The following is a 21,172-nucleotide window of genomic DNA, read 5'->3' as shown; positions in this document are numbered from 1 at the left end:
TTATTGTTTTTTAAGCCATTTGTCGGCTGTGTCGATGTCTTTCTGCCTTGGAGGCGTAGCATGCTCAAATTTGATTTTAGGCAGAGCCTTTATTGTACGGCTGTCTATTTTGTAATATTTTTCAAATATCGGTGCAAAGTGCTGCAGCCCATATTTATTTATTGTGTCGCATGCGGCATTGTATCCTTTCAGAAACTCCTGCAGTTGCTGCTTTCTCCTCTTGTCTGTCATGGCCTTGCTTCTGAATGCTATCACGCCCAGGCGCATGTCCTTGTCGCGGCTGTCCATGAGCACGTCGTTCTTATATATTCGTGCCGTCGTTGCCTGCGGCTCTGTCAGCAGCATTGCGTCCATCTCGTTGTTGAGAAGCATCTGCAGCCTTAGCGCTACGTCGTTAATCTGCACCTTGAACACCTCTTCCGGTTTTAGCTTAACGCTGTCTGTGGCATAGTCGGCAAGCAGGGCCGTGGCAGAAAATCTTGCCATGGCTATCATCTTGTCGTTAAGCTGCTTTATGTTTCTGATACGCGCCTTGCGGTTGCTTATCAGCTGCCAGTAAGTGTTGGTGGCACTGATGTAGTCGAGACCGGTGCCTTTGGCTTTCATGCGCTGTCCTCTTACCAGGTCTGTAATTCCGCCTTCAGTCTTTTCCGCCTTCAGGGCCGCGTCACAGTCAATCTGCGACATAAACTGCTTTAGCCTTATGTCTGCCTTGGCCGTGTCGAAGAGACATTGCTCCTTGGCAACATACATGGGGAGACAGTCGAGCGTAGGCAGCACTCCTACTTTAAGTGCCAGCGAGTCTTCTTTCTTCCTTTTCTCATATTCGGCCTTTGACTGTTTCCTGGCTTCCTCATACGATTGTCCGCATGCTGTAAGAATCAAGGTTGACAGTAGGAAAATGACAATATGTTTGGCTTTCATATTTTTTTATAAAGATTAAAAGGGCAGCCCGGCTTTTATACACGGGCCGCCCTTCCGGTTTTATTATTAATGTGCGATATTAGTCATCCGTATTTATTGATGTTGCAAAGTTAGCGATTTATTTTGTAACTCAAAAAATAATCACTAATTTTGTATCGAAAAGGATAGTGGGCGGTGAATGTCTGTTTATTGCCTGACATGTCGGCGATTAGTGACTTTTCGTTTTTAAGGCCTTCATGTGCCCCCTTTACGTTTTTATATTATATAAAGGTTATGGCTAAAGACAAGATAGCTTATGTATGTTCCAACTGCGGTCAGGAGTCGGCAAAGTGGATTGGCAAGTGTCCGAGCTGCGGCCAGTGGAACACGTTTAAGGAAATCAGAATATCATCAGACGCAGGCCAGATGGCTGCCACGTCGGCCGCTGCTACAGTGAGGCGCACATTAAGAAACGGCGAGAGCCGCGCCGTGTCTCTTTCGGAGATAACGGCCGTAGACGAGCCTCGCATGGACATGCACGACGCCGAGCTGAACAGAGTGCTTGGCGGCGGGCTTGTGCCTGGCTCGATAGTGCTGCTTGGCGGAGAGCCTGGTATAGGAAAGAGCACGCTCACGCTTCAGACGATATTGCGGATGCCCGAACGTAAGATTCTGTATGTTAGCGGTGAGGAAAGCGCCCATCAGCTGAAGATGCGTGCCGACCGCATTGAGCATGGCGACAACGACGGTTGCCTGATTCTTTGCGACACCTCGCTCGAGAGCATATTCAGACATATCAAGGAAATAGCGCCGGAGATAGTTATCATTGACTCTATACAGACAATAAGCACCGAGACCGTTGACAGCTCTGCCGGAAGCATCTCACAGGTGCGCGAGTGCGCATCGGCATTGTTGCGCTTTGCCAAGTCGAGCGGCATACCTGTTCTCCTTATCGGGCACATCAACAAGGAAGGAAGCCTGGCCGGACCGAAGATTCTTGAACATATCGTTGACACAGTGATACAGTTTGAGGGCGACCAGCATTATATGTACCGCATTCTGCGCTCAATAAAAAACCGATTCGGAAGCACTTCGGAGCTGGGCATTTATGAGATGCGCAACGACGGGCTGCGCCCTGTGAGCAATCCGTCGGAACTGCTGCTTACGCAAGACCACGACGGACTGAGCGGCGTGGCCATATCCTCGGCCATTGAAGGCGTGCGCCCGTTTCTTGTAGAGACGCAGGCGCTCGTGTCGACGGCTGCATACGGAACGCCGCAGCGCAGTGCGACGAGCTTCGATCAGCGAAGACTCAACATGCTTCTGGCCGTACTCGAAAAGAGAGTGGGCTTTAAGCTGATGCAGAAAGACGTGTTTATAAACATAGCAGGCGGACTGCGCGTAACTGATCTTGCGATGGACCTTAGTATTATTGCTGCCGTGCTGTCGAGCAATGTCGACACGGCCATCGAGAGCGGCTGGTGTATGGCAGGTGAAGTGGGACTGAGCGGTGAGGTGCGCCCTGTTAGCCGTATTGAACAGCGTGTGGCTGAGGCAGAGAAGCTTGGCTTTACGCATATAATAGTTCCGGCAAACAACATGCAGAGCCTTAACAAGGCAAAGAGCAACATAGAGATTGTGCCTGTGCGCAAGGTTGAAGAAGCGCTGAGAGCATTGTTCGGATAACAGTGTAGGGCGCCTTAGAGTTTTCTGTTTTTCTGACGTTTAACGTGTCCAGAATGGCTATGCTGACGGCAAAGTCGTTGCTTAGCCGTAAAATATACTGTTTAATATGTTTTTATGTAATGCGCTTATATACAGCGTGTTACATAAAACACAAGGAAAGGCCATGTTGCATTAATTTATAAAAGGTATGCTTTTACAGCCTAAAAGGTGGCCTTTTAGGTTGCAAAATGTATGCTTTTGGTCCTCTGTTTGGCTTGTTTAGTTCTTGAAATTCATTGGTTTTTGCCCTGAAACACACTGATTTTGGCGTTATATGGGCATATTTTTGTCATTTATTGCATGTAAAAGTGTAATATATTTCTCTATTTCGCAAATTTATATTGTAATAACTTTTTACTGCGTTCGGTGTGCCTTCCGTCAAAAAGTTTTCTGTTCTTGGCTTCCGTCGTGCAATGTCTCCAACAGCTGAAGCATGTTCATCAGTATGCCGTTTTTATATAAAAGAGAATTATCCTGCTAAACGTTGTGAGGCTGTTTTTGTGTCCTGCCGTTTCTTGTTTCGGCAGATTAAATCTTCGTCAGTATTATGCAGCTGTGGCAATGCCGTGTAAGTTGAAGCCCGTTGGCGCAAGATGCAAATGCAGCATTAATGCTTGCACATTTGCATGGATATGTGCCGTTTATCAGGTTAAATGCCGTGCGGGGCTTAAAGTTTTTTATGAAAATACGGCAGTTATTCAGACTTAATACTTATCTTTGCGAAATGTTTTAAACAAAAAATAATGTTATAAAATATGAAACTGATCGCTGACAGCGGAAGTACAAAAACAGACTGGTGTGTGATGGACGGCAGCCGTGTCGTCCAACGCATGGCGGGGCAGGGCATCAACCCCTTTCAGCAGTCCCCGCCGGTTATCCTTAAAACAATAACAGACGACGTGGTTTCAAAGGTTATGTGTGCCGGAGATATTGATGAGGTCTATTTTTATGGCGCAGGATGCCGTGAGGAGATGAAGCCCATGATGCGTGGCGTATTGTCAGAGTGTTTCCCGGGTGCCGTAAAGGTGGATGTAGAAACCGACATGCTCGGTGCTGCGCGTGCCCTGTTTGCCGATGAACCCGGCATTGCCTGCATATTGGGTACAGGGGCAAACTCGTGTATGTATGACGGTAAGAACATCACAGGCAACGTGCCGCCGCTAGGCTATATCCTTGGCGATGAAGGCAGCGGGGCTGTGCTGGGCAAGCTCTTTGTCAACGCGATGTTCAAGGGCGGTGTTTCTGATGCCGTGCGCGACGGCTATCTGAGCGAGTCGGGACTTACGCTTGCGGATATAATAAACAGGGTTTACCGCGAGCCTCTGCCAAACCGCTTTCTGGCAAGCATGTCGCTGTATGTTCACAGGCATCTTGACGATGAGAGAGTAAGGCTGCTCGTGGTGGACAATTTCCGTAATTTCTTCAGACGCAACGTTGCCCTCTATAGCCATGACGGCTATGCCGTAGGCTGTGTCGGCAGCATGGCATATTGTTATGGCAGTCAGCTGGCAGAGGCAGCGCGTATGGAAGGTTTTGAGGTGGCAAAAGTGCTTAAAAGTCCGATGGAAGGACTCGTGGCATATCATTCTCGTTGATAAGGTGCATCTTTTTGTAAAGATAAAGTTATTTGGCTAAATAAAAAATGTGTATTTATGATTAATCTTTGCAAAATAAATTGTACCTTTGCATGCGTTTGTATATAATTACATTTTTTAAATAAAATATATATGTATTTTATCTTGTTAGTTACCGTTTTGATAACGGCTGTTTTCTTGGTAGTGGCTGCTTTTGTCATCGCTAAGTTGATAGGTCCGCGTACGTACAACAAGGTTAAGGGAGAGCCATTCGAGTGCGGTATACCGACTCACGGTTCTTCATGGATACCTGTGCACGTGGGCTACTATCTGTTCGCAATCCTTTTCTTGGTCTTCGACGTGGAAACTGTATTCCTCTATCCGTGGGCCGTTGTAGTTAAGGAGTTCGGCGTGATGGCTATGGTCAGTATCGGATTCTTTTTGTTAGTCTTAGTGTTTGGCCTTGCTTATGCATGGCGGAAAGGAGCGTTGGAATGGAAGTAAAGAAACCAGTAATCAAGAGTATTCCTTATGCAGAGTTTAAGGATAACGAGACCCTTGAGAGAACCATTCAGGAACTTCATGAGGGCGGAGTCAACGTCATTGTAGGCTCTCTCGATGAAGCCATCAACTGGGGACGCTCAAATTCTTTGTGGTCATTGACTTTTGCCACAAGTTGCTGTGGTATCGAGTTTATGGCAGTAGGTTGCGCCCGTTATGACTTTGCGCGCTTTGGCTTCGAGGTTACACGTAACTCTCCACGTCAGGCCGACCTCATAATGTGTGCCGGTACGATTACTCATAAAATGGCTCCTGTGTTCAAGCGCCTTTATGACCAGATGGCAGAACCGAAATATGTTGTTGCCGTCGGCGGATGCGCTATATCAGGCGGACCGTTCAAGAGCAGCTATCATGTTGTGAGGGGAATCGACGAGATTGTGCCTGTAGACGTTTACGTTCCGGGCTGTCCTCCGCGCCCCGAGGCAATTCTGTATGGCATGATGCAGCTTCAGAGAAAGGTGAAGATAGAGAAGTTCTTCGGTGGAGTGAACCACAAGGAGAAGAAGCCTATCATTGTTGACGGTAATGATGTTGACGAAGAAAAACTGAAGCAGGCATCGGCTGCGCTGAACGATGTTGATTCGTCTGTTTCTAAATAATTAAAAGGGAAGCAATGAAATTAGAAAATAAAGTATTCGAACTGAAGGATTTTGCCCGCGAGATGGCAAAACTGAAGAATGAGAAGCATTTCGACTTCCTCGTTACTATCGTAGGTGAAGATTTTGGTGAAGAAGGACTGGGAGCTGTTTACATCCTCGAAAACACCGAAACACACCAGCGCATGAGCGTAAAGGCTGTTAATGCCGACCGCGATAACGCCTATATCCCAACAGTGAGCAATCTGTGGAAGAGCGCCGACCTGCTTGAACGTGAGGTTTACGACTTCTACGGAATAAAGTTCCTCGGACATAAGGACATGCGCCGCTTGTATCTTCGTTCAGATTTCAATGGATATCCTTTCAGAAAGGACTATGACATGAGTCCTGAAAACAACAAGTATACATTGGAGGATGACCCGGAGCCCGACTACACTGTTGAGTATAACCTTAACGAAGACGGCACGCTGAGCGAGACGAAGCACAAGCTCTTCACAGAAGACGATTATGTGATAAACATAGGTCCTCAGCACCCTGCCACTCACGGTGTGCTGCGTCTGCAGACAATCCTCGATGGTGAGGTTATCAGAAAGGTTTATCCTCATTGCGGATATATCCACCGTGGAGTAGAGAAGATGTGCGAGAGCTATACATATCCGCAGACATTGGCTCTGACCGACCGTCTTGATTACCTTTCAGCCATGATGAACCGTCATGCGCTTGTGTCGGTTATCGAAGAAGGTATGGGCATTGAACTTTCTGACCGTATTAAGTATATCCGCACCATAATGGACGAGCTTCAGCGTCTTGACTCTCACCTGCTGTTCTACAGCTGTTGTGCTCAGGACCTCGGAGCGCTCACTGCATTTATTTATGGTATGCGCGACCGCGAGCAGGTGCTTAACGTTATGGAGGAGACCACCGGCGGACGACTCATTCAGAACTATTATCGTATTGGCGGATGCCAGGCCGACATCGACCCGAACTTTGTCAAGAACGTTAAGAAACTCTGTGAGTACATCAAGCCGATGTTCAAGGAATATCACGACCTCTTTACAGGCAACGTTATTCTGCAGAACCGTTTCAAGGGTGTTGGCGTGCTCTCTAAGGAGGATGCTATATCTTATGGATGTACCGGAGGTACCGGACGTGCTGCAGGATGGCACAATGATGTCAGAAAGTATCATCCTTACGACCTCTACGGCAAGGTTGATTTCAATGAAATCACTTACAACAACGGTGACTGCTTTGACCGTTATATGGTTCGTATGGACGAGATGGAGCAGAGCGTGCGCATACTCGAACAGCTTATCGACAACATTCCTGAAGGCGACTTCTATATCAAGCAGAAGCCTATTATAAAAGTTCCTGAAGGTGAATGGTATACAAGTTGTGAGGGCAGCCGTGGCGAAATTGGTGTTTATCTCAGAAGCGACGGCGGCAAGAATCCTTGCCGACTCAAGTTCCGTCCTATGGGATTGCCGTTGGTTTCAGCCATGGATGAGATTTGCCGCGGTGAGAAGATTGCCGACCTTATATCAATCGGTGCAACTCTCGACTACGTCATCCCTGATATTGACAGATAATCAAAAATATAAAAGTGCATGATGGCCGTACGGCTCTTGAATGCCTTTTATTATTTGAATTTCATAATATATTTAAATTTAAGCAAAGTGTTCGATTTTAGTATAGTAACAACGTGGTTTGACAGCCTTCTCAGAGATACTCTGGGATTGGGCAATTTCTTGTCAATCCTTATTGAATGCGTTTTGGTTGGGCTTATTATTCTTATGGCCTATGCCATGCTCGCCATTGTGCTTATATATATGGAACGTAAGGTCTGCGCCTTCTTCCAGTGCCGTCTTGGCCCGATGCGCGTAGGAAAATGGGGTATCTTCCAGGTCTTTGCCGACGTGGTTAAGATGCTTATAAAAGAAATCTTCCCTGTTGACAAGGCAGATAAGCTTTTGTATGCAATAGCTCCGTTCCTCGTTCTTATCGGAAGTGTTGGCGCTTTCTCTTTCATGCCATGGAACAAGGGAGCTGCTATTCTCGATTTCAACGTAGGTATATTCCTGCTTACAGCTATATCAAGTATAGGTGTAGTTGGTATCTTCCTTGCCGGTTGGGGTTCTAACAACAAGTATTCTGTTGTGTCTGCTATGCGTGGAGCCGTACAGATGATATCTTATGAGATGTCTTTGTGCCTCTGCCTTATCACGGCTGTAGCCTTGACTGGAACAATGAGCCTGACTGGTATTGTTGAGTCGCAGAACGACGGATGGCTTGTTTTCAAAGGCCATATCCCTGCTATTATAGCTTTCCTCGTATTCCTCGTTGCAGGTAATGCTGAGGCTAACCGTGGTCCGTTCGACTTGGCTGAGGCTGAGAGTGAGCTTACTGCCGGTTACCATACAGAGTATTCTGGTATGGGATTCGGTTTCTTCTACTTGGCTGAATACCTCAACATGTTTATCATTGCAGGCGTTGCGTCAACAGTGTTCCTCGGAGGATGGATGCCTCTGCATGTAGCAGGACTTGACGGATTCAATGCCGTAATGGATTACATCCCCGGCATTGTATGGTTCCTGGCCAAGACTTTCTTCCTTGTATGGATACTGCTTTGGATCAAGTGGTCTTATCCTCGTCTTCGTATCGACCAGATACTGAAGCTCGAGTGGAAGTATCTTATGCCGCTGAGTCTGCTTAACCTTGTGCTGATGACTATCGTCGTTGCTCTGGGATGGCATTTCTAAGATGTTAAATTACTGAAAATTAAAAATTATTGAATTTACAGATTAAATGCAGAAAACTGTTGTTCATTGATTCTTTAATTTCTTAACGTAAAAATAATGGAAGATAATAATAAATCTTATTTTGGTGGAATTAAGTTTGGTCTGAAGTCTTTGCTTACAGGTCTTGGTGTCACCTTCCGTGAGTATCTTACAAAGAAGGTTACCGAGCAGTATCCGGAGAACAGAAAGACCACGCTCCATGTTTCGCCGCGCCATCGCGGACGCCTTATAATGCCACAGGATGCTGAAGGCAACAATAAGTGCATCGCATGCAAACTTTGCGAGATGGCTTGTCCTAATGGTACGATTAAAGTCGTACAGAAGACAATTGAGACAGAGGACGGTAAGAAAAAACGTGTCCTTGATGATTATATTTATGATTTGGGCGAATGTATGTTCTGTGAGTTGTGCGTAAACGCATGTCCTCATGAGGCCATTAAGTTTGTGAACGACTTTGAGAACTCAACCTTTGGAAGAGACAAGCTGGTCTTGCATCTTGACAAAGAGAAGTTTGAGCCTGCATTGCCGAATATCGAGGATGGCGGTACTCCATTGGAGATCGGTGTCTTTAATACTAAAATTAAATAAAAGGAGAACGTAGATATGGCTAATATGGTAATGTTTATAATTCTTGCTGTTGTCATTTTAGGTTCTGCACTTATGTGCGTAATGACAAAGCGGATAATGAGAGCGGCCACTTTCTTGCTGTTCGTTCTTTTGGGTGTTGCTGGTTTATACTTCCTTCTTGACTACACTTTCCTTGGCGCAGCCCAGATAAGTGTTTATGCCGGAGGTGTGACTATGATTTATATTTTTGCAATACAGCTCGTAAGCAAGCGCACATTGCAGGGACTTGTAGAGCGTTTGAAAGGTAGCCGCGTTGTATTTGGCGCGCTTATAACCTTGATAAGCCTTGTTACGGTCGTTGCAGTGTTCTTGAAGAACAAGTTTATCGATATGGCAGTGCAGATGCCTGATGAGGAAGTTTCAATGAATGTCATTGGCAACACTTTGATGGGTTCTGAGAAATATCAGTATGTGCTTCCGTTCGAGTTTATCTCTGTATTCTTGCTGGCTTGCATTATTGGTGGAATCGTAATATCTAGAAAGGAGTAATAATTTATGATACCAGTAGAATATTTCTTTGTGCTTTCAGCACTGTTGTTTTTTATCGGTGTATTCGGATTTATAACCCGTCGCAACCTGATTGCAATGTTGATTTCTGTTGAGTTGATTCTCAACTCTGTTGATATCAACTTTGCAGCATTCAACCGCTTGTTGTTCCCCGGACAGATGGAAGGTTTCTTCTTCACTTTGTTCAGCATCGGCGTAAGTGCTGCGGAAACAGCTGTTGCAGTGGCAATTATTATTAATGTTTACCGCAACTTCAATAGTGATCAGGTGAACTGTATTGAAAACATGAAAAATTAGTGCGTTATGGATTATGGTTTTGTATTTTTAATACTCTTGTTACCGGCGCTGACATTTATTTTACTCGGATTGGCGGGTATGAAGATGTCGCATAAAGTGGCCGGTCTTATCGGAACATGCTCTATCGCTGTTGTTACAGTGCTTTGCTACTACGCTGCGTTTGAGTATTTTCTGGTTCAGGGAAGAGACGCTGCCACAGGTCTTTATCCTACGGTAACGGCATTTGATATTACATGGCTTAGATTTTCTGAGCTGCTGACATTTAATATCGGTTTCCGCATCACTCCGATTTCTGCGATGATGCTTATCGTTATATCAACAGTCAGCCTGATGGTCCACATCTATTCATTCGGCTATATGCATGGAGAGAAGGGCTTTCAGCGTTACTATGCGTTCTTGAGCCTGTTTACAATGTCAATGCTCGGATTGGTTGTAGCTACAAACATCTTCCAGATGTATCTGTTTTGGGAGCTTGTGGGAGTTTCTTCTTATCTCCTTATCGGCTTCTACTATCCTATGCATGCCGCAGTGGCAGCTTCAAAGAAGGCATTTATCGTAACACGTTTTGCCGACTTGTTCTTCCTTATCGGTATTCTTATCTATAGCTTCTATGTAGGTACGTTTAATTACGATCTGTCTCAGATGTCACCTGCACAGATGACAGCGCTCAATCAGGCCGGTTGGATTATGCCTACTGCATTGTTCCTTATGTTTATCGGTGGTGCCGGTAAGAGTGCAATGTTCCCGTTGCATATCTGGTTGCCCGATGCTATGGAAGGTCCTACACCTGTCAGTGCTCTTATCCACGCAGCAACCATGGTTGTTGCCGGAGTTTATCTCGTGGCAAGTCTGTTCCCGATATTTGTCAAGTTTGCGCCGGAGGCTTTGCACTGGGTTGCCTATATAGCAGCGTTTACAGCTTTCTATGCAGCAGCTGTTGCATGCTGTCAGAGCGATATCAAACGTGTGCTTGCATTCTCAACAATTTCTCAGATCGGTTTCATGCTTGTTGCTCTTGGCGTATGTATGCCTGATCCTGAAACAGGAGCTGTTGCCATGACTGCAGAATATGCTGATGCAAACGGACTTGGTTATATGGCCGGAATGTATCATCTGTTCACACACGCCATGTTTAAGGCTTGTCTGTTCTTGGGTGCCGGTTGTATCATCCATGCCGTTCATTCTAATGAGAAGATGTACATGGGCGGACTGCGTAAGTATATGCCTGTAACACATTGGACATTCCTTATCTCATGTCTTGCAATTGCAGGTATACCGTTCTTCTCAGGATTCTGCTCTAAGGATGAAATCTTGGTAGCTTGCTATAACTTCTCACCTGTAATGGGTGCGATAATGAGCGGCATTGCTGCTATGACAGCATTCTATATGTTCCGTCTGTATTATGTAATCTTCTGGGGCAAGAGCTATTATGAAACTCACAAGGCAGAGGGCGCACATCAGCCTCACGAAGCTCCGCTGACAATGACAGTACCTCTTATCATTCTTTCTGTCATAACAATGTTGGTAGGTATCTTCGGTACATTGCATGTATTTGAGTTTGGCGAATTTGTTTCTGCCAACGGTGTTGCATTCGGCACACATACCAACTGGTTTGTTGCAGGAGTCAGCACAGTGCTTGCAATATGCGGTATCGGTCTTGCTACTTATATGTATAAAGGTGAGGAGACTCCTGTTGCAGACATGCTTGCCCGTAAGTTCCCGAAACTTCATCGTGCAGCTTACAAGCGTTTCTACATGGATGAGGTATGGATGTTTGTTACACATAAGATAATCTTCAAGTGTGTGAGCACTCCATTGGCATGGTTCGACCGCCATGTTGTTGACGGAGCTATGAACTTTATGGCTTGGGGTACGAATGAAGCCGGAGAAAGCATACGTGGCTGGCAGAGCGGTGACGTGCGCCAGTATGCAGTATGGTTCCTCACAGGTGCTATTGCATTAGTGTTGTTATGTATTTGTCTATAAAAGAAAACCGGTAAAATGAGTATATTAAGTTTATTTGTAGTTTTTCCCGTACTGATGCTGTTGGGTCTTTGGCTGGCCCGCACCCTTAATCAGGTACGTGGCGTAATGGTTGCAGGATCATCATGTCTTTTGATTTTGTCAATCTGGCTTACGGTAACATTCATACAGATGCGTGCTGGAGGCAACACAGACGAGATGTTGTTCACATACAGCATTCCTTGGTTTGCGCCGCTGAACATTGCCTACTCTGTAGGTGTTGACGGTATATCTGTGGTTATGCTTCTGCTTTCAAGCATCATCGTGTTTACTGGTACTTTTGCATCTTGGCAGCTGAAACCCATGACAAAGGAATACTTCCTGTGGTTTACTCTGCTGAGCACCGGTGTGTATGGCTTCTTCATCAGCACCGACCTGTTCACAATGTTTATGTTCTATGAGGTTGCCCTCATCCCTATGTATCTTCTTATCGGTGTATGGGGTAGTGGTAACAAGGAGTATTCAGCAATGAAGCTTACTCTTATGCTCATGGGCGGATCTGCATTGTTGATTCTTGGTATTATCGGAATCTATTTCGGTAGTGGTGCAACCACGATGAACATCCTTGAGATTGCAGCAATGCATAATATTCCTGTTGAAGTTCAGAAGGTATTCTTCCCGTTCGTGTTTATCGGATTCGGTGTTCTCGGAGCACTGTTCCCGTTCCACACATGGAGCCCCGACGGTCACGCATCAGCGCCTACAGCTGTGTCAATGCTTCACGCCGGCGTGCTTATGAAGCTTGGAGGTTATGGTTGCTTCCGCATTGCCATGTTCCTTCTGCCTGATGCAGCTCACGAGCTTGGATGGATATTCCTGATCCTTACAACAATCTCTGTTGTATACGGTGCTCTGTCTGCATGTGTTCAGACCGACCTGAAGTATATCAATGCATATTCTTCTGTTTCTCACTGTGGTCTTGTATTGTTCGCATTGCTTATGATGACCAAGACAGCTTGCACAGGAGCTATTCTTCAGATGCTTTCTCACGGATTGATGACAGCCTTGTTCTTCGCCCTCATCGGTATGATATACGGCCGTACACACACTCGTGACGTACGCAAGCTTGGCGGTCTGATGAAGATTATGCCTTTCCTCAGCGTGGGTTATGTTATCGCCGGTTTGGCTAACCTCGGTTTGCCGGGCTTCTCAGGATTCGTAGCTGAGATGACAATCTTTGTCGGTTCTTTTGCTAATAACGATGTGTTCCACCGTACATGTACAATCGTAGCTTGTACAAGTATTGTTGTTACGGCTGTCTACATCTTGCGTGTTGTCGGCAAGATTCTTTATCAGAAGGTTGCTGATCCGCATTATCTGACACTTACCGACGCAACATGGGATGAGCGCGTGGCTGTATGCTGCCTTATATTCTGCGTAGCAGGACTTGGTCTTGCTCCGTTGTGGGCCAGTGAGGTTATCGACAATGCAATGATACCAATCCTTGACCAGATTAACAATGTTTCAGCTATTGCATCAATATAATAAATCAGCAGAAAAATGAATTACAGTCAATTTCTTAATATGATTCCGGAAGCCACATTGATGGCTATCCTTATTATCGTCTTTATTGCCGATTTTGCATCATCGCGCAACAGTGAGCGCAAGTGGTTCAATCCGCTGGTTTGCATTCTGATGCTTGCTCAGGTGATTATCAACATCTTCCCTCAGGAGCCGGTTTCTGCATTTGGCGGAATGTATGTTACAACATCGGCTGTGAACGTTATGAAGACTATTCTGGCTGCAGGTACACTCATCGTGCTCATTCAGAGCCGTAAGTGGCTGAGCCGTCAGGATACATCTTTCAAAGAAGGCGAGTTCTACATGCTAACTGTTTCAACCCTGCTCGGTATGAACATGATGATGAGCGCCGGCCACTTCCTGATGTTCTTCCTCGGACTCGAAATGGCATCTGTGCCTATGGCATGTCTTGTTGCGCTCGACAAATACCGTCATAATTCAGCTGAGGCAGCAGCCAAGTTTATCCTTACTGCTACATTCTCAAGCGGAATAATGCTTTATGGTATTTCGTTCATCTATGGTGGAGTAGGTACTCTCTATTTCGATGACGTTGCAACAGTTCTTGCTCAGAAGCAGAACCTTACAATGAACGTAATGGGTATGGTATTCTTCATGAGCGGATTAGGATTCAAGATCAGTCTTGTTCCTTTCCACTTCTGGACTGCCGACACATATCAGGGTGCTCCTACAACGGTTACAGGTTATCTTAGCGTAATCTCTAAGGGTGCTGCCGCATTTACACTCATGGCTATCCTCATGAAGGTGTTTGCTCCGCTCACTCCGTATTGGACTTACGTTATGTACGTGCTCGTTGTGCTCAGCATCACCATTGCCAACCTGTTTGCCATCCGCCAGAAAGAGCTCAAGCGCTTCATGGCCTTCAGTTCTATCTCACAGGCAGGTTACATCATGCTGGCAGTTATTGGCGACAATGCTCTTGGCGTAGCTGCCCTGTCTTACTATGTGCTGGTTTATGTAGTGGCCAACCTTGCAGTATTCACCGTAATCAGCGTTGTTGAGGAAAACAACAATGGTGTTACAAAGATGGATGCATATAACGGCTTCTATACAACTAACCCCAAACTGTCATTGCTTATGACGTTTGCGCTGTTCTCTCTCGGTGGTATTCCTCCGTTTGCAGGTATGTTCAGCAAGTTCTTCGTCTTCATGGCAGCATTGGAGGAAGGTTCTGTACTTACTCACATAGTAGTGTTCGTTGCTTTGATCAACACAGTGATAAGTCTTTACTACTATCTTCTCATTGTTAAGGCAATGTACATCAAGTCTGCCGAGAATCCTCTGCCTACATTCAAGAGCGACTGCAACACAAAACTGGCTCTTGCCATCTGCACAGCCGGTGTGCTTCTTTGCGGTGTGTGCAGTTTCTTCTATGACTGGATATGGGCATCAATTTAATGTTGAAGTTTAGTTGACAAAAACATTATAACAAGCGTGGCCAAAGACATGGTTTTACACCGGTCTTTGGCCATGTTGTTTTTCAGAGCCTTGCATCTCAATTTATGTCTGCCTTGCATCCCATGTTTTCCTTTGGTTATAAATCGTCCATTTCTGATAGATTTGCCGGTAAAAAATATTGTCAAAATTATTTTCCGTTCTAGAAAAACAAATCCACAATATTCTTGTTTCTTGCCGTTTTTTCATGCACTTCAGCCTGCTTGTTCATGCATATTTTTGTTGTTTTCTGCCTGAAACACATTGGTTTGTGCAGCAAAAAGCAGCCTTTTGCGTTGCAAAAGACGGCTTATTGCATTGTAAAATGTGCCCTTTTATGATGCAAAACGTGGTCTTTTGCATTGTCTGATTTCCCGCTATATTTTCTTGTTTGGGCTAATCTGTTGATATACAGCGCGTTAAGCGTGAAGTGCGATTTTACGGTAAATCATTCTTTTAGGCTGTTATTTTCTCGCCATGCCACTTCTGGAGCCCTTAACCGGAAAGGGGCTATAAGCTGATTGTTCCTGAATATCCCATTCTGTTCAGAATGTTTCAGCCGCAGTTGCGGCTCATTATTCGTGCACGTAAGCTCATATTTGTTGGTAAATTATCGTAGAATGTCGTTATTTTTATGTATGTTTGCATCACGAAAAAATGATTTGCGATGGAGAATCTGAAAGATAAAAAGATTGCAGTGCTGCTTTCCGGCGGAGTAGACAGCTCAGTGGTGGTTTATGAGTTGGCCCGTCAGGGATTGCATCCCGATTGCTTTTATATAAAGATAGGTCCCGAGGAAGAAGAGGAGTGGGACTGTTCGAGCGAGGAAGACCTCGAGATGGCCACAGCCGTTGCTGCCAGATATGGCTGCAGGCTGCAGGTGATCGACTGTCATAAGGAGTATTGGGAGCAGGTTACTAAATATACTATGGACAAGGTGCGCAACGGTCTTACGCCCAATCCCGACGTGATGTGCAACCGTCTGATAAAGTTTGGAGCTTTCGACCAGAAAGCCGGGTACGATTATGACTTGATAGCAACAGGGCATTATGCACAGACCGAAATCATAGACGGGCAGAAGTGGCTCGTAACAAGTCCTGATCCGGTGAAAGACCAGACCGATTTTCTTGCCCAGATATATGACTGGCAGTTGCGCAAGGCATTGTTTCCAATAGGACATTACATGAAGGAAGAGGTGCGCGAGATTGCCGAACGCGAACATTTGGTCAACGCCAAGCGTAAGGACAGTCAGGGCATCTGTTTTCTTGGAAAGATAAATTATAATGATTACATACGGCGCTATCTCGGTGAAAATCCCGGCGACGTGCTCGAGCTGGAGACAGGAAAGAAGCTTGGCAAGCACAAAGGCTTGTGGTTTCACACTATAGGTCAGCGCCACGGACTCGGTTTCGGAGGCGGACCCTGGTATGCGGTCAAGAAGGACATGAAGCAGAACATACTTTATGTAAGTAAGGGATATGAGCCGCTTACGGCTTATAAGAAAGACTTCAGCATACATGATTTCCATTTCCTTACATGCAATCCTTGGGGCGATGCCGGTGAGGTAAGCGTAACGTTCAAGATACGTCATACGCCCGAATATCATCCGGCAAGGCTCGAACGTAAGGCAGATGGAGAATATGTGGTGCATTCAGAACATCTTATACAAGGTGTTGCTCCCGGCCAGTTCTGTGTGGTTTATGATGAAGACCATCACAAATGTTTCGGCAGTGCTGAGATTTCATGGAGCGAATAGCTCGCTCCACGGATATTGTCGTCAGCAATTATCTTGATGTAAAGGAAAGAAATGTGTAACAGAAAAATCATACGATTATGTTATTGTCAACAACTCAGACCATTGAAGGCAGACCTGTAAGGGAGTATCTCGGCGTAGTAACGGGCGAGGTTATTGTAGGTGCCAATGTGTTTAAGGATTTTCTGGCAGGCGTCAGAGATTTCTTCGGAGGCCGTAGCAGCTCTTATGAGGGAGTGTTGCGCAAGGCTAAAGACAATGCGCTGGCAGAGATGACGCAGCGTGCCGAGGCTCTTGGAGCCAATGCCGTTGTCGGTATTGATCTCGATTATGAAACCGTAGGCGAGTCAGGCTCAATGCTTATGGTGTCGTGCAGCGGAACAGCAGTGATTCTTTAGGCTGTATGTCAGTGGCGTTATAGCCAATTTTGCTTTATTGATTTTTATGACGGCTGCTTATTCTGTAATGAGTTTGTAAGCCGTCAAGTGGCTTGTGCTAATAATTCTTAACTTTAAATGTTTGCCTATTTTGTGTAAAAGTTGTAACTTTGCACTCTAAAATTAAATCAAAGAAATAAATTAAAGATGACTCACAATTTGTTGAAAGGTAAGCGCGGTATTATTTTCGGCGCGCTTAATGAAGAATCCATAGCATGGAAAGTAGCCGTGAAGGCTGTAGAAGAAGGCGCCTCAATAACCTTGAGCAACACAGCAATGGCGCTGCGCATGGGTACACTTGATCAGCTGAGCAAGCAGCTCAACGCTCCTGTCATAGCAGCTGATGCTACAAGTGTTGAGGATTTGGTGAAGGTTTTTGCCGAGTCTGTACAGCTGCTTGGCGGAAAAATCGACTTCGTGCTCCATTCTATCGGAATGAGTCCTAACGTGCGTAAGCACCGTACATACGACGATCTTGATTACAATTATCTGCAGAAGACTCTCGACATTTCTGCCATCTCTTTCCACAAAATGTTGCAGGTTGCCAAGAAGCAGGATGCCATTGCCGAGTATGGTTCAGTGGTTGCCCTCACTTATGTTGCAGCTCAGCGTACATTCTTCGGTTACAACGATATGGCAGATGCCAAGAGCATGCTTGAGAGCATAGCACGCAGCTTCGGATATATTTATGGACGTGAGAAGAATGTCCGCATCAACACAATCTCTCAGTCACCTACACCTACTACAGCAGGTAAGGGAATTAAGGACATGGACAACCTCATGGATTTTGCCAACAAGATGTCTCCGCTCGGCAACGCTGATGCTGAAGAGTGTGCAAACTATTGCGTAATGATGTTCTCTGACTTCACACGTAAGGTGACAATGCAGAATCTTTATCATGACGGTGGATTCTCTTCTATGGGTATGAGCCTTCGTGCCATGAACCAGTATGCTAAGGACCTTGCTCCTTATGAAGATGAAAACGGAAAGATAATCTACGGATAATACGTTTTTTCAACAGTACTATTATATGCGAAAGGACAATGCCCATGTGGGTATTGTCCTTTTATTTATGTTTGCCAACTAAAGATTTTTTGTTCTTTACAGTTATTCTGGTCCTGCGGTATTTTGTTTTTCGTTATCGGTTTTTCCAGTTTTCGCTTAGTAGATCCCACGAATCCCTGAATGAAGGCATGCTTTCAAATATCAAGTTGGCTCCTTCGTCTGCAAGCATCTTTTGTGGCAGCGGACCTGTGTTTACGGCAACGGTGAATACGTTGGCAGCAACTCCGGCTCTTACTCCCTGGGGAGCATTTTCAACAACAATGGCTTCCCACGGCATGACGCCCGCCTTCTTCAGTCCGCATAGGTAGGGCTCTGGGTTGGGTTTTCCGTGTTTCACGTCAAAGCTGCTGATTATCAGTTCATGGTGTATAAGTCCGTTGAACTCGCTTTCTAATTTTTCCAGCAAACTTCTTTGTCCGCTTCCTGTTACAACAACAATTTTCAGACCGTCAGTTTTTATTTTTCTCATAAGTTCTTCAACGCCATCCATCTTCTCTGCTTTGGGGCATTTTCTGAACTCGTTTGATTTCTCTTCATACATGTTGGCGGCTTCTTCGTCTGTCAGTTCTTTGTTCCATTGGCGCTTGGCCAATAGCTTTATCGTTTCAACACCCCTCATCCCTTCATATTGGTAGGCTTCTTCCGGTGAGATATTCAGTCCGAACCTCTCCATCGACTTATGCCAGCTGACAGCATGAAAGGGCATGCTGTTATATAGAACTCCGTCCATGTCAAAAAGAACGGCTTTGGGCTTAAAAGCCTCAAAGCCGTGTCTTTCTAGATATTGTTTAATTTCTTTTTCAAACATAATATGTCATATAGTTTGATTATACGCACATACGCAGATTTACTTGCGCTTATTTTGCGCTTTTAGCGTACCTTCTTAGTCCTTTAGCCATGAATCGCTCATGGCTTTTCCGGATATAATTATTTCTCTTTTGCGAGGCGTTCCTTTATTGCCTTGCTGTCTTCCTCGTATCCGGGTTTGTTAAGAAGGGCAAACATATTCTTCTTGTAAGCCTCAACACCGGGCTGGTTAAACGGATTAACTCCTAATATATTGCCGCTTATACCGCAGGCTTTTTCAAAGAAGTAGATAAGCTGTCCGATGTAGTATTCATTCAGCACGGGAACTGAAATTCTGATGTTTGGCACACCTCCGTCAACATGTGCGAGGCGTGTTCCGAGCTCTGCCATCTTGTTCACTTCGTCAACACGTTTGCCGGCAAGGAAGTTCAGACCGTCAAGATTTTCCTCGTCGTTAGGGAAGAGGAGTTTCTTTGCAGGCTCTTCAACGCTGATAACAGTTTCGTATATTGAGCGTTCGCCCTGCTGAATCCACTGTCCCATAGAGTGAAGGTCTGTCGTGAAGTCGCATGAAGCAGGGAATATACCCTTGTTGTCTTTACCTTCACTTTCGCCGAACAGCTGCTTCCACCATTCGCTGATGAAGTGCAGTTTGGGCTGGTAGTTAACCATTATTTCGATTTTCTTGCCTGCCTGATCATAAAGTCCGTTGCGTACAGCAGCATAAACGGCAGCAGGGTTCTCTTCATAGGCAACATCCTTTCCGCAGGCTTTTTCCATGTCGGCTGCACCTTCAACAAGTTTTGTTATGTCAAATCCAGCACATGCTATTGGCAGAAGACCTACAGGAGTGAGCACAGAGAAGCGTCCGCCTACGTTGTCTGGAATAACAAATGTCTTGTAACCTTCCTTGTCGGCAGCTGCTCTTGCAGCACCTTTCGTTGCATCAGTAACGGCAACTATGACTTTCTTTGCCTCTTCTTTGCCTCTTTGCTCCTCGCATTGTTTCTTCAGCAGTCTGAATGTGAGGGCCGTCTCTGTTGTTGTTCCTGATTTAGATATGTTGATTACGCCAAATTTCTTGTCCTTAAGATATTCAGTCAGCTCATACAGATAGTCTTCGCCGATGTTGTTTCCTGCGAAAAGAATTGTTGGGTTGCTCTTGTCGCCGATTAACCATGAGAAAGAGTTGCTCAAGGCTTCAATCACTGCACGTGCTCCAAGGTAGCTTCCGCCGATACCTGCAACGACAATAGCCTCGCAGTTTTCGCGTAAAGTGTTTGCGCAGTCTTGTATTTCTTTCAGAAATTCAGGTGTTATAGATGATGGCAAATGTAGCCAGCCTAAGAAATCATTGCCAGGGCAAGTGCCGTTTTCAAGAGCCTCTTGTGCCTCTTTTACTTTAGCTTCATAATTTTTTACTGTTCCTTCTTTAAGAAACTGAACGGCTTTAGATACATCTAATGTGATATTTTTCATTGCTTATTGATTTTTGTGATTCTTATCTGAAAGAATCGGTTAATAGCTTTATTTCAATTTGTGGAGATATGCGTTCGTACAAAATGTTGTAAACGGCATCAAGGATAGGCATGTTTACATGGCAGTGGCGGTTAATCTCTTTCATGCATTTTGTGCCAAAATAGCCTTCGGCAATCATTTCCATCTCAATCTGAGCACTCTTTATGCTGTATCCTTTGCCGATCATTGTTCCGAATGTGCGGTTTCGCGAGAAGTTGGAATATCCCGTAACAAGCAGGTCGCCAAGATAAACTGAGTCGGTTATGTTACGGTCTATAGGATGTATTGTCTTGAGAAAGCGCGACATCTCCTGTACAGCATTTGACATAAGTACCGACTGGAAGTTGTCTCCATACTTAAGGCCGCTGCATACTCCTGCTGCAATTGCATAGACGTTCTTCAGCACAGACGAGTATTCAATGCCGATAACATCGCTGCTGATTTTAGTCTTGATGAATTCGCTGGCTAGTATCTCAGAGAACGCCAGTGCCTTTTCGCGGTCGCTGCATCCTACAGTCAGGTATGAAAGACGCTCAAGAGCCACTTCTTCGGCATGCGACGGACCTCCAAGACATGCCAAGTTTTCGTAAGGAACATCATAAACCTGATGGAAATATTCTGAACACACCAGGTTCTCGTCAGGCACAATACCTTTTATTGCGGTAATTACGAATTTGTCTTTAATTCGTGTCTTCAGCTTTTTCAGATGATTCTTGAGGTAAGGTGAAGGTGTAACGAATATAAGAGTGTCGTATGCCTGAACGATTTTGTTGATGTCGCTCGAGAATTCTATTTCGTCAATGTTGAAGCGAACGCTTGTAAGATATGCCGGGTTGTGTCCGAGCCTCCTGAAGTCTTCAATGCGGTCGTCACGGCGCATATACCATCCTAAATGATGTGTGTGCCCCACCACAATCTTGGCAATGGCGGTAGCCCAGCTTCCGCCGCCAATAACTGCTATTCTTCCGCAATCGTACATCTTTTCGATTTATGATTTATTGTTTATAATCCG

19 protein-coding genes are annotated in these 21,172 nt (G+C 45.3%); 15 read left to right on the top strand and 4 right to left on the bottom strand.

The window, feature by feature from the left end:
* On the bottom strand, positions 1-924 hold the full coding sequence (locus ACU52_RS08490; protein WP_053398477.1) for an ABC transporter substrate-binding protein: 924 nt from the start codon (positions 922-924) through the stop codon (positions 1-3).
* 273 nt (positions 925-1,197) lie between these two features.
* On the opposite strand from ACU52_RS08490, the gene radA reads away from it, so the two are divergent.
* The 15 genes from radA (at position 1,198) to ACU52_RS08415 (ending at position 17,775) form a co-directional block, all read left to right on the top strand.
* The gene (radA, locus tag ACU52_RS08485; protein ID WP_053398476.1) at positions 1,198-2,589 is read left to right on the top strand and encodes a DNA repair protein RadA; all 1,392 of its coding nucleotides are present in this window, start codon (positions 1,198-1,200) and stop codon (positions 2,587-2,589) included.
* A 794-nt stretch (positions 2,590-3,383) separates the two neighbouring features.
* The gene (locus tag ACU52_RS08480) at positions 3,384-4,223 is read left to right on the top strand and encodes an ATPase (protein ID WP_053398475.1); all 840 of its coding nucleotides are present in this window, start codon (positions 3,384-3,386) and stop codon (positions 4,221-4,223) included.
* A 132-nt stretch (positions 4,224-4,355) separates the two neighbouring features.
* The gene (locus ACU52_RS08475; RefSeq protein WP_021854186.1) at positions 4,356-4,706 is read left to right on the top strand and encodes an NADH-quinone oxidoreductase subunit A; all 351 of its coding nucleotides are present in this window, start codon (positions 4,356-4,358) and stop codon (positions 4,704-4,706) included.
* Positions 4,697-5,362 (top strand): NADH-quinone oxidoreductase subunit B, encoded by a 666-nt coding sequence (locus ACU52_RS08470; RefSeq protein ID WP_021854185.1) that lies wholly within the window; start codon positions 4,697-4,699, stop codon positions 5,360-5,362. Before ACU52_RS08475 ends, ACU52_RS08470 begins: the two co-directional genes overlap by 10 nt.
* A 14-nt stretch (positions 5,363-5,376) precedes the next feature.
* Complete coding sequence (locus tag ACU52_RS08465) at positions 5,377-6,945, top strand: NADH-quinone oxidoreductase subunit D (protein WP_021854184.1); 1,569 nt, start codon at positions 5,377-5,379, stop codon at positions 6,943-6,945.
* An 87-nt stretch (positions 6,946-7,032) separates the two neighbouring features.
* Positions 7,033-8,115: an NADH-quinone oxidoreductase subunit NuoH gene (gene nuoH / locus ACU52_RS08460; protein WP_053398488.1), complete on the top strand. Its 1,083-nt coding sequence runs from the start codon at positions 7,033-7,035 to the stop codon at positions 8,113-8,115.
* A gap of 96 nt (positions 8,116-8,211) precedes the next feature.
* Positions 8,212-8,742, top strand: a complete 531-nt coding sequence (locus tag ACU52_RS08455) for a NuoI/complex I 23 kDa subunit family protein (RefSeq protein ID WP_021854182.1) — start codon at positions 8,212-8,214, stop codon at positions 8,740-8,742.
* Between the two features lie 15 nt (positions 8,743-8,757).
* The gene (locus tag ACU52_RS08450; protein WP_021854181.1) at positions 8,758-9,270 is read left to right on the top strand and encodes an NADH-quinone oxidoreductase subunit J family protein; all 513 of its coding nucleotides are present in this window, start codon (positions 8,758-8,760) and stop codon (positions 9,268-9,270) included.
* Positions 9,271-9,276: 6 nt separating this feature from the next.
* A complete protein-coding gene (gene nuoK / locus ACU52_RS08445; protein WP_021854180.1) occupies positions 9,277-9,585 on the top strand; it encodes an NADH-quinone oxidoreductase subunit NuoK in 309 nt (102 codons plus the stop codon).
* 6 nt (positions 9,586-9,591) lie between these two features.
* Entirely contained in the window at positions 9,592-11,571 is a 1,980-nt protein-coding gene (locus ACU52_RS08440; protein WP_021854179.1) for an NADH-quinone oxidoreductase subunit 5 family protein, read from the top strand.
* A 15-nt stretch (positions 11,572-11,586) separates the two neighbouring features.
* Positions 11,587-13,092 carry a complex I subunit 4 family protein gene (locus ACU52_RS08435; protein WP_053398474.1) on the top strand — a complete coding sequence of 502 codons (1,506 nt, stop codon included), beginning with the start codon at positions 11,587-11,589 and terminating at the stop codon, positions 13,090-13,092.
* Between the two features lie 15 nt (positions 13,093-13,107).
* Positions 13,108-14,544 (top strand): NADH-quinone oxidoreductase subunit N, encoded by a 1,437-nt coding sequence (locus ACU52_RS08430; RefSeq protein WP_021854177.1) that lies wholly within the window; start codon positions 13,108-13,110, stop codon positions 14,542-14,544.
* 703 nt (positions 14,545-15,247) lie between these two features.
* Complete coding sequence (gene mnmA / locus ACU52_RS08425; protein WP_053398473.1) at positions 15,248-16,336, top strand: tRNA 2-thiouridine(34) synthase MnmA; 1,089 nt, start codon at positions 15,248-15,250, stop codon at positions 16,334-16,336.
* 77 nt (positions 16,337-16,413) lie between these two features.
* Positions 16,414-16,731: a heavy metal-binding domain-containing protein gene (locus tag ACU52_RS08420; protein WP_021854174.1), complete on the top strand. Its 318-nt coding sequence runs from the start codon at positions 16,414-16,416 to the stop codon at positions 16,729-16,731.
* 186 nt (positions 16,732-16,917) lie between these two features.
* Positions 16,918-17,775 carry an enoyl-ACP reductase FabI gene (locus ACU52_RS08415; protein ID WP_053398472.1) on the top strand — a complete coding sequence of 286 codons (858 nt, stop codon included), beginning with the start codon at positions 16,918-16,920 and terminating at the stop codon, positions 17,773-17,775.
* A gap of 133 nt (positions 17,776-17,908) precedes the next feature.
* On the opposite strand, the gene ACU52_RS08410 is transcribed toward ACU52_RS08415, so the two are convergent.
* The 3 genes from ACU52_RS08410 to ACU52_RS08400 all read right to left on the bottom strand — a co-directional run bounded on the left by ACU52_RS08410 (position 17,909) and on the right by ACU52_RS08400 (position 21,139).
* A complete protein-coding gene (locus ACU52_RS08410) occupies positions 17,909-18,643 on the bottom strand; it encodes an inorganic diphosphatase (RefSeq protein ID WP_053398471.1) in 735 nt (244 codons plus the stop codon).
* 119 nt (positions 18,644-18,762) lie between these two features.
* Entirely contained in the window at positions 18,763-20,121 is a 1,359-nt protein-coding gene (locus tag ACU52_RS08405; protein WP_053398470.1) for a glucose-6-phosphate isomerase, read from the bottom strand.
* Between the two features lie 22 nt (positions 20,122-20,143).
* On the bottom strand, positions 20,144-21,139 hold the full coding sequence (locus ACU52_RS08400; RefSeq protein ID WP_053398469.1) for an NAD(P)H-dependent glycerol-3-phosphate dehydrogenase: 996 nt from the start codon (positions 21,137-21,139) through the stop codon (positions 20,144-20,146).
* Positions 21,140-21,172: the final 33 nt, after the last annotated feature.

The organism is Xylanibacter rarus (assembly GCF_001275135.1).
Taxonomy (GTDB): domain Bacteria; phylum Bacteroidota; class Bacteroidia; order Bacteroidales; family Bacteroidaceae; genus Prevotella; species Prevotella rara.
Note: the sequence above shows the minus strand (reverse complement) of the source record. Positions and strands in the feature narration are given on the sequence as shown.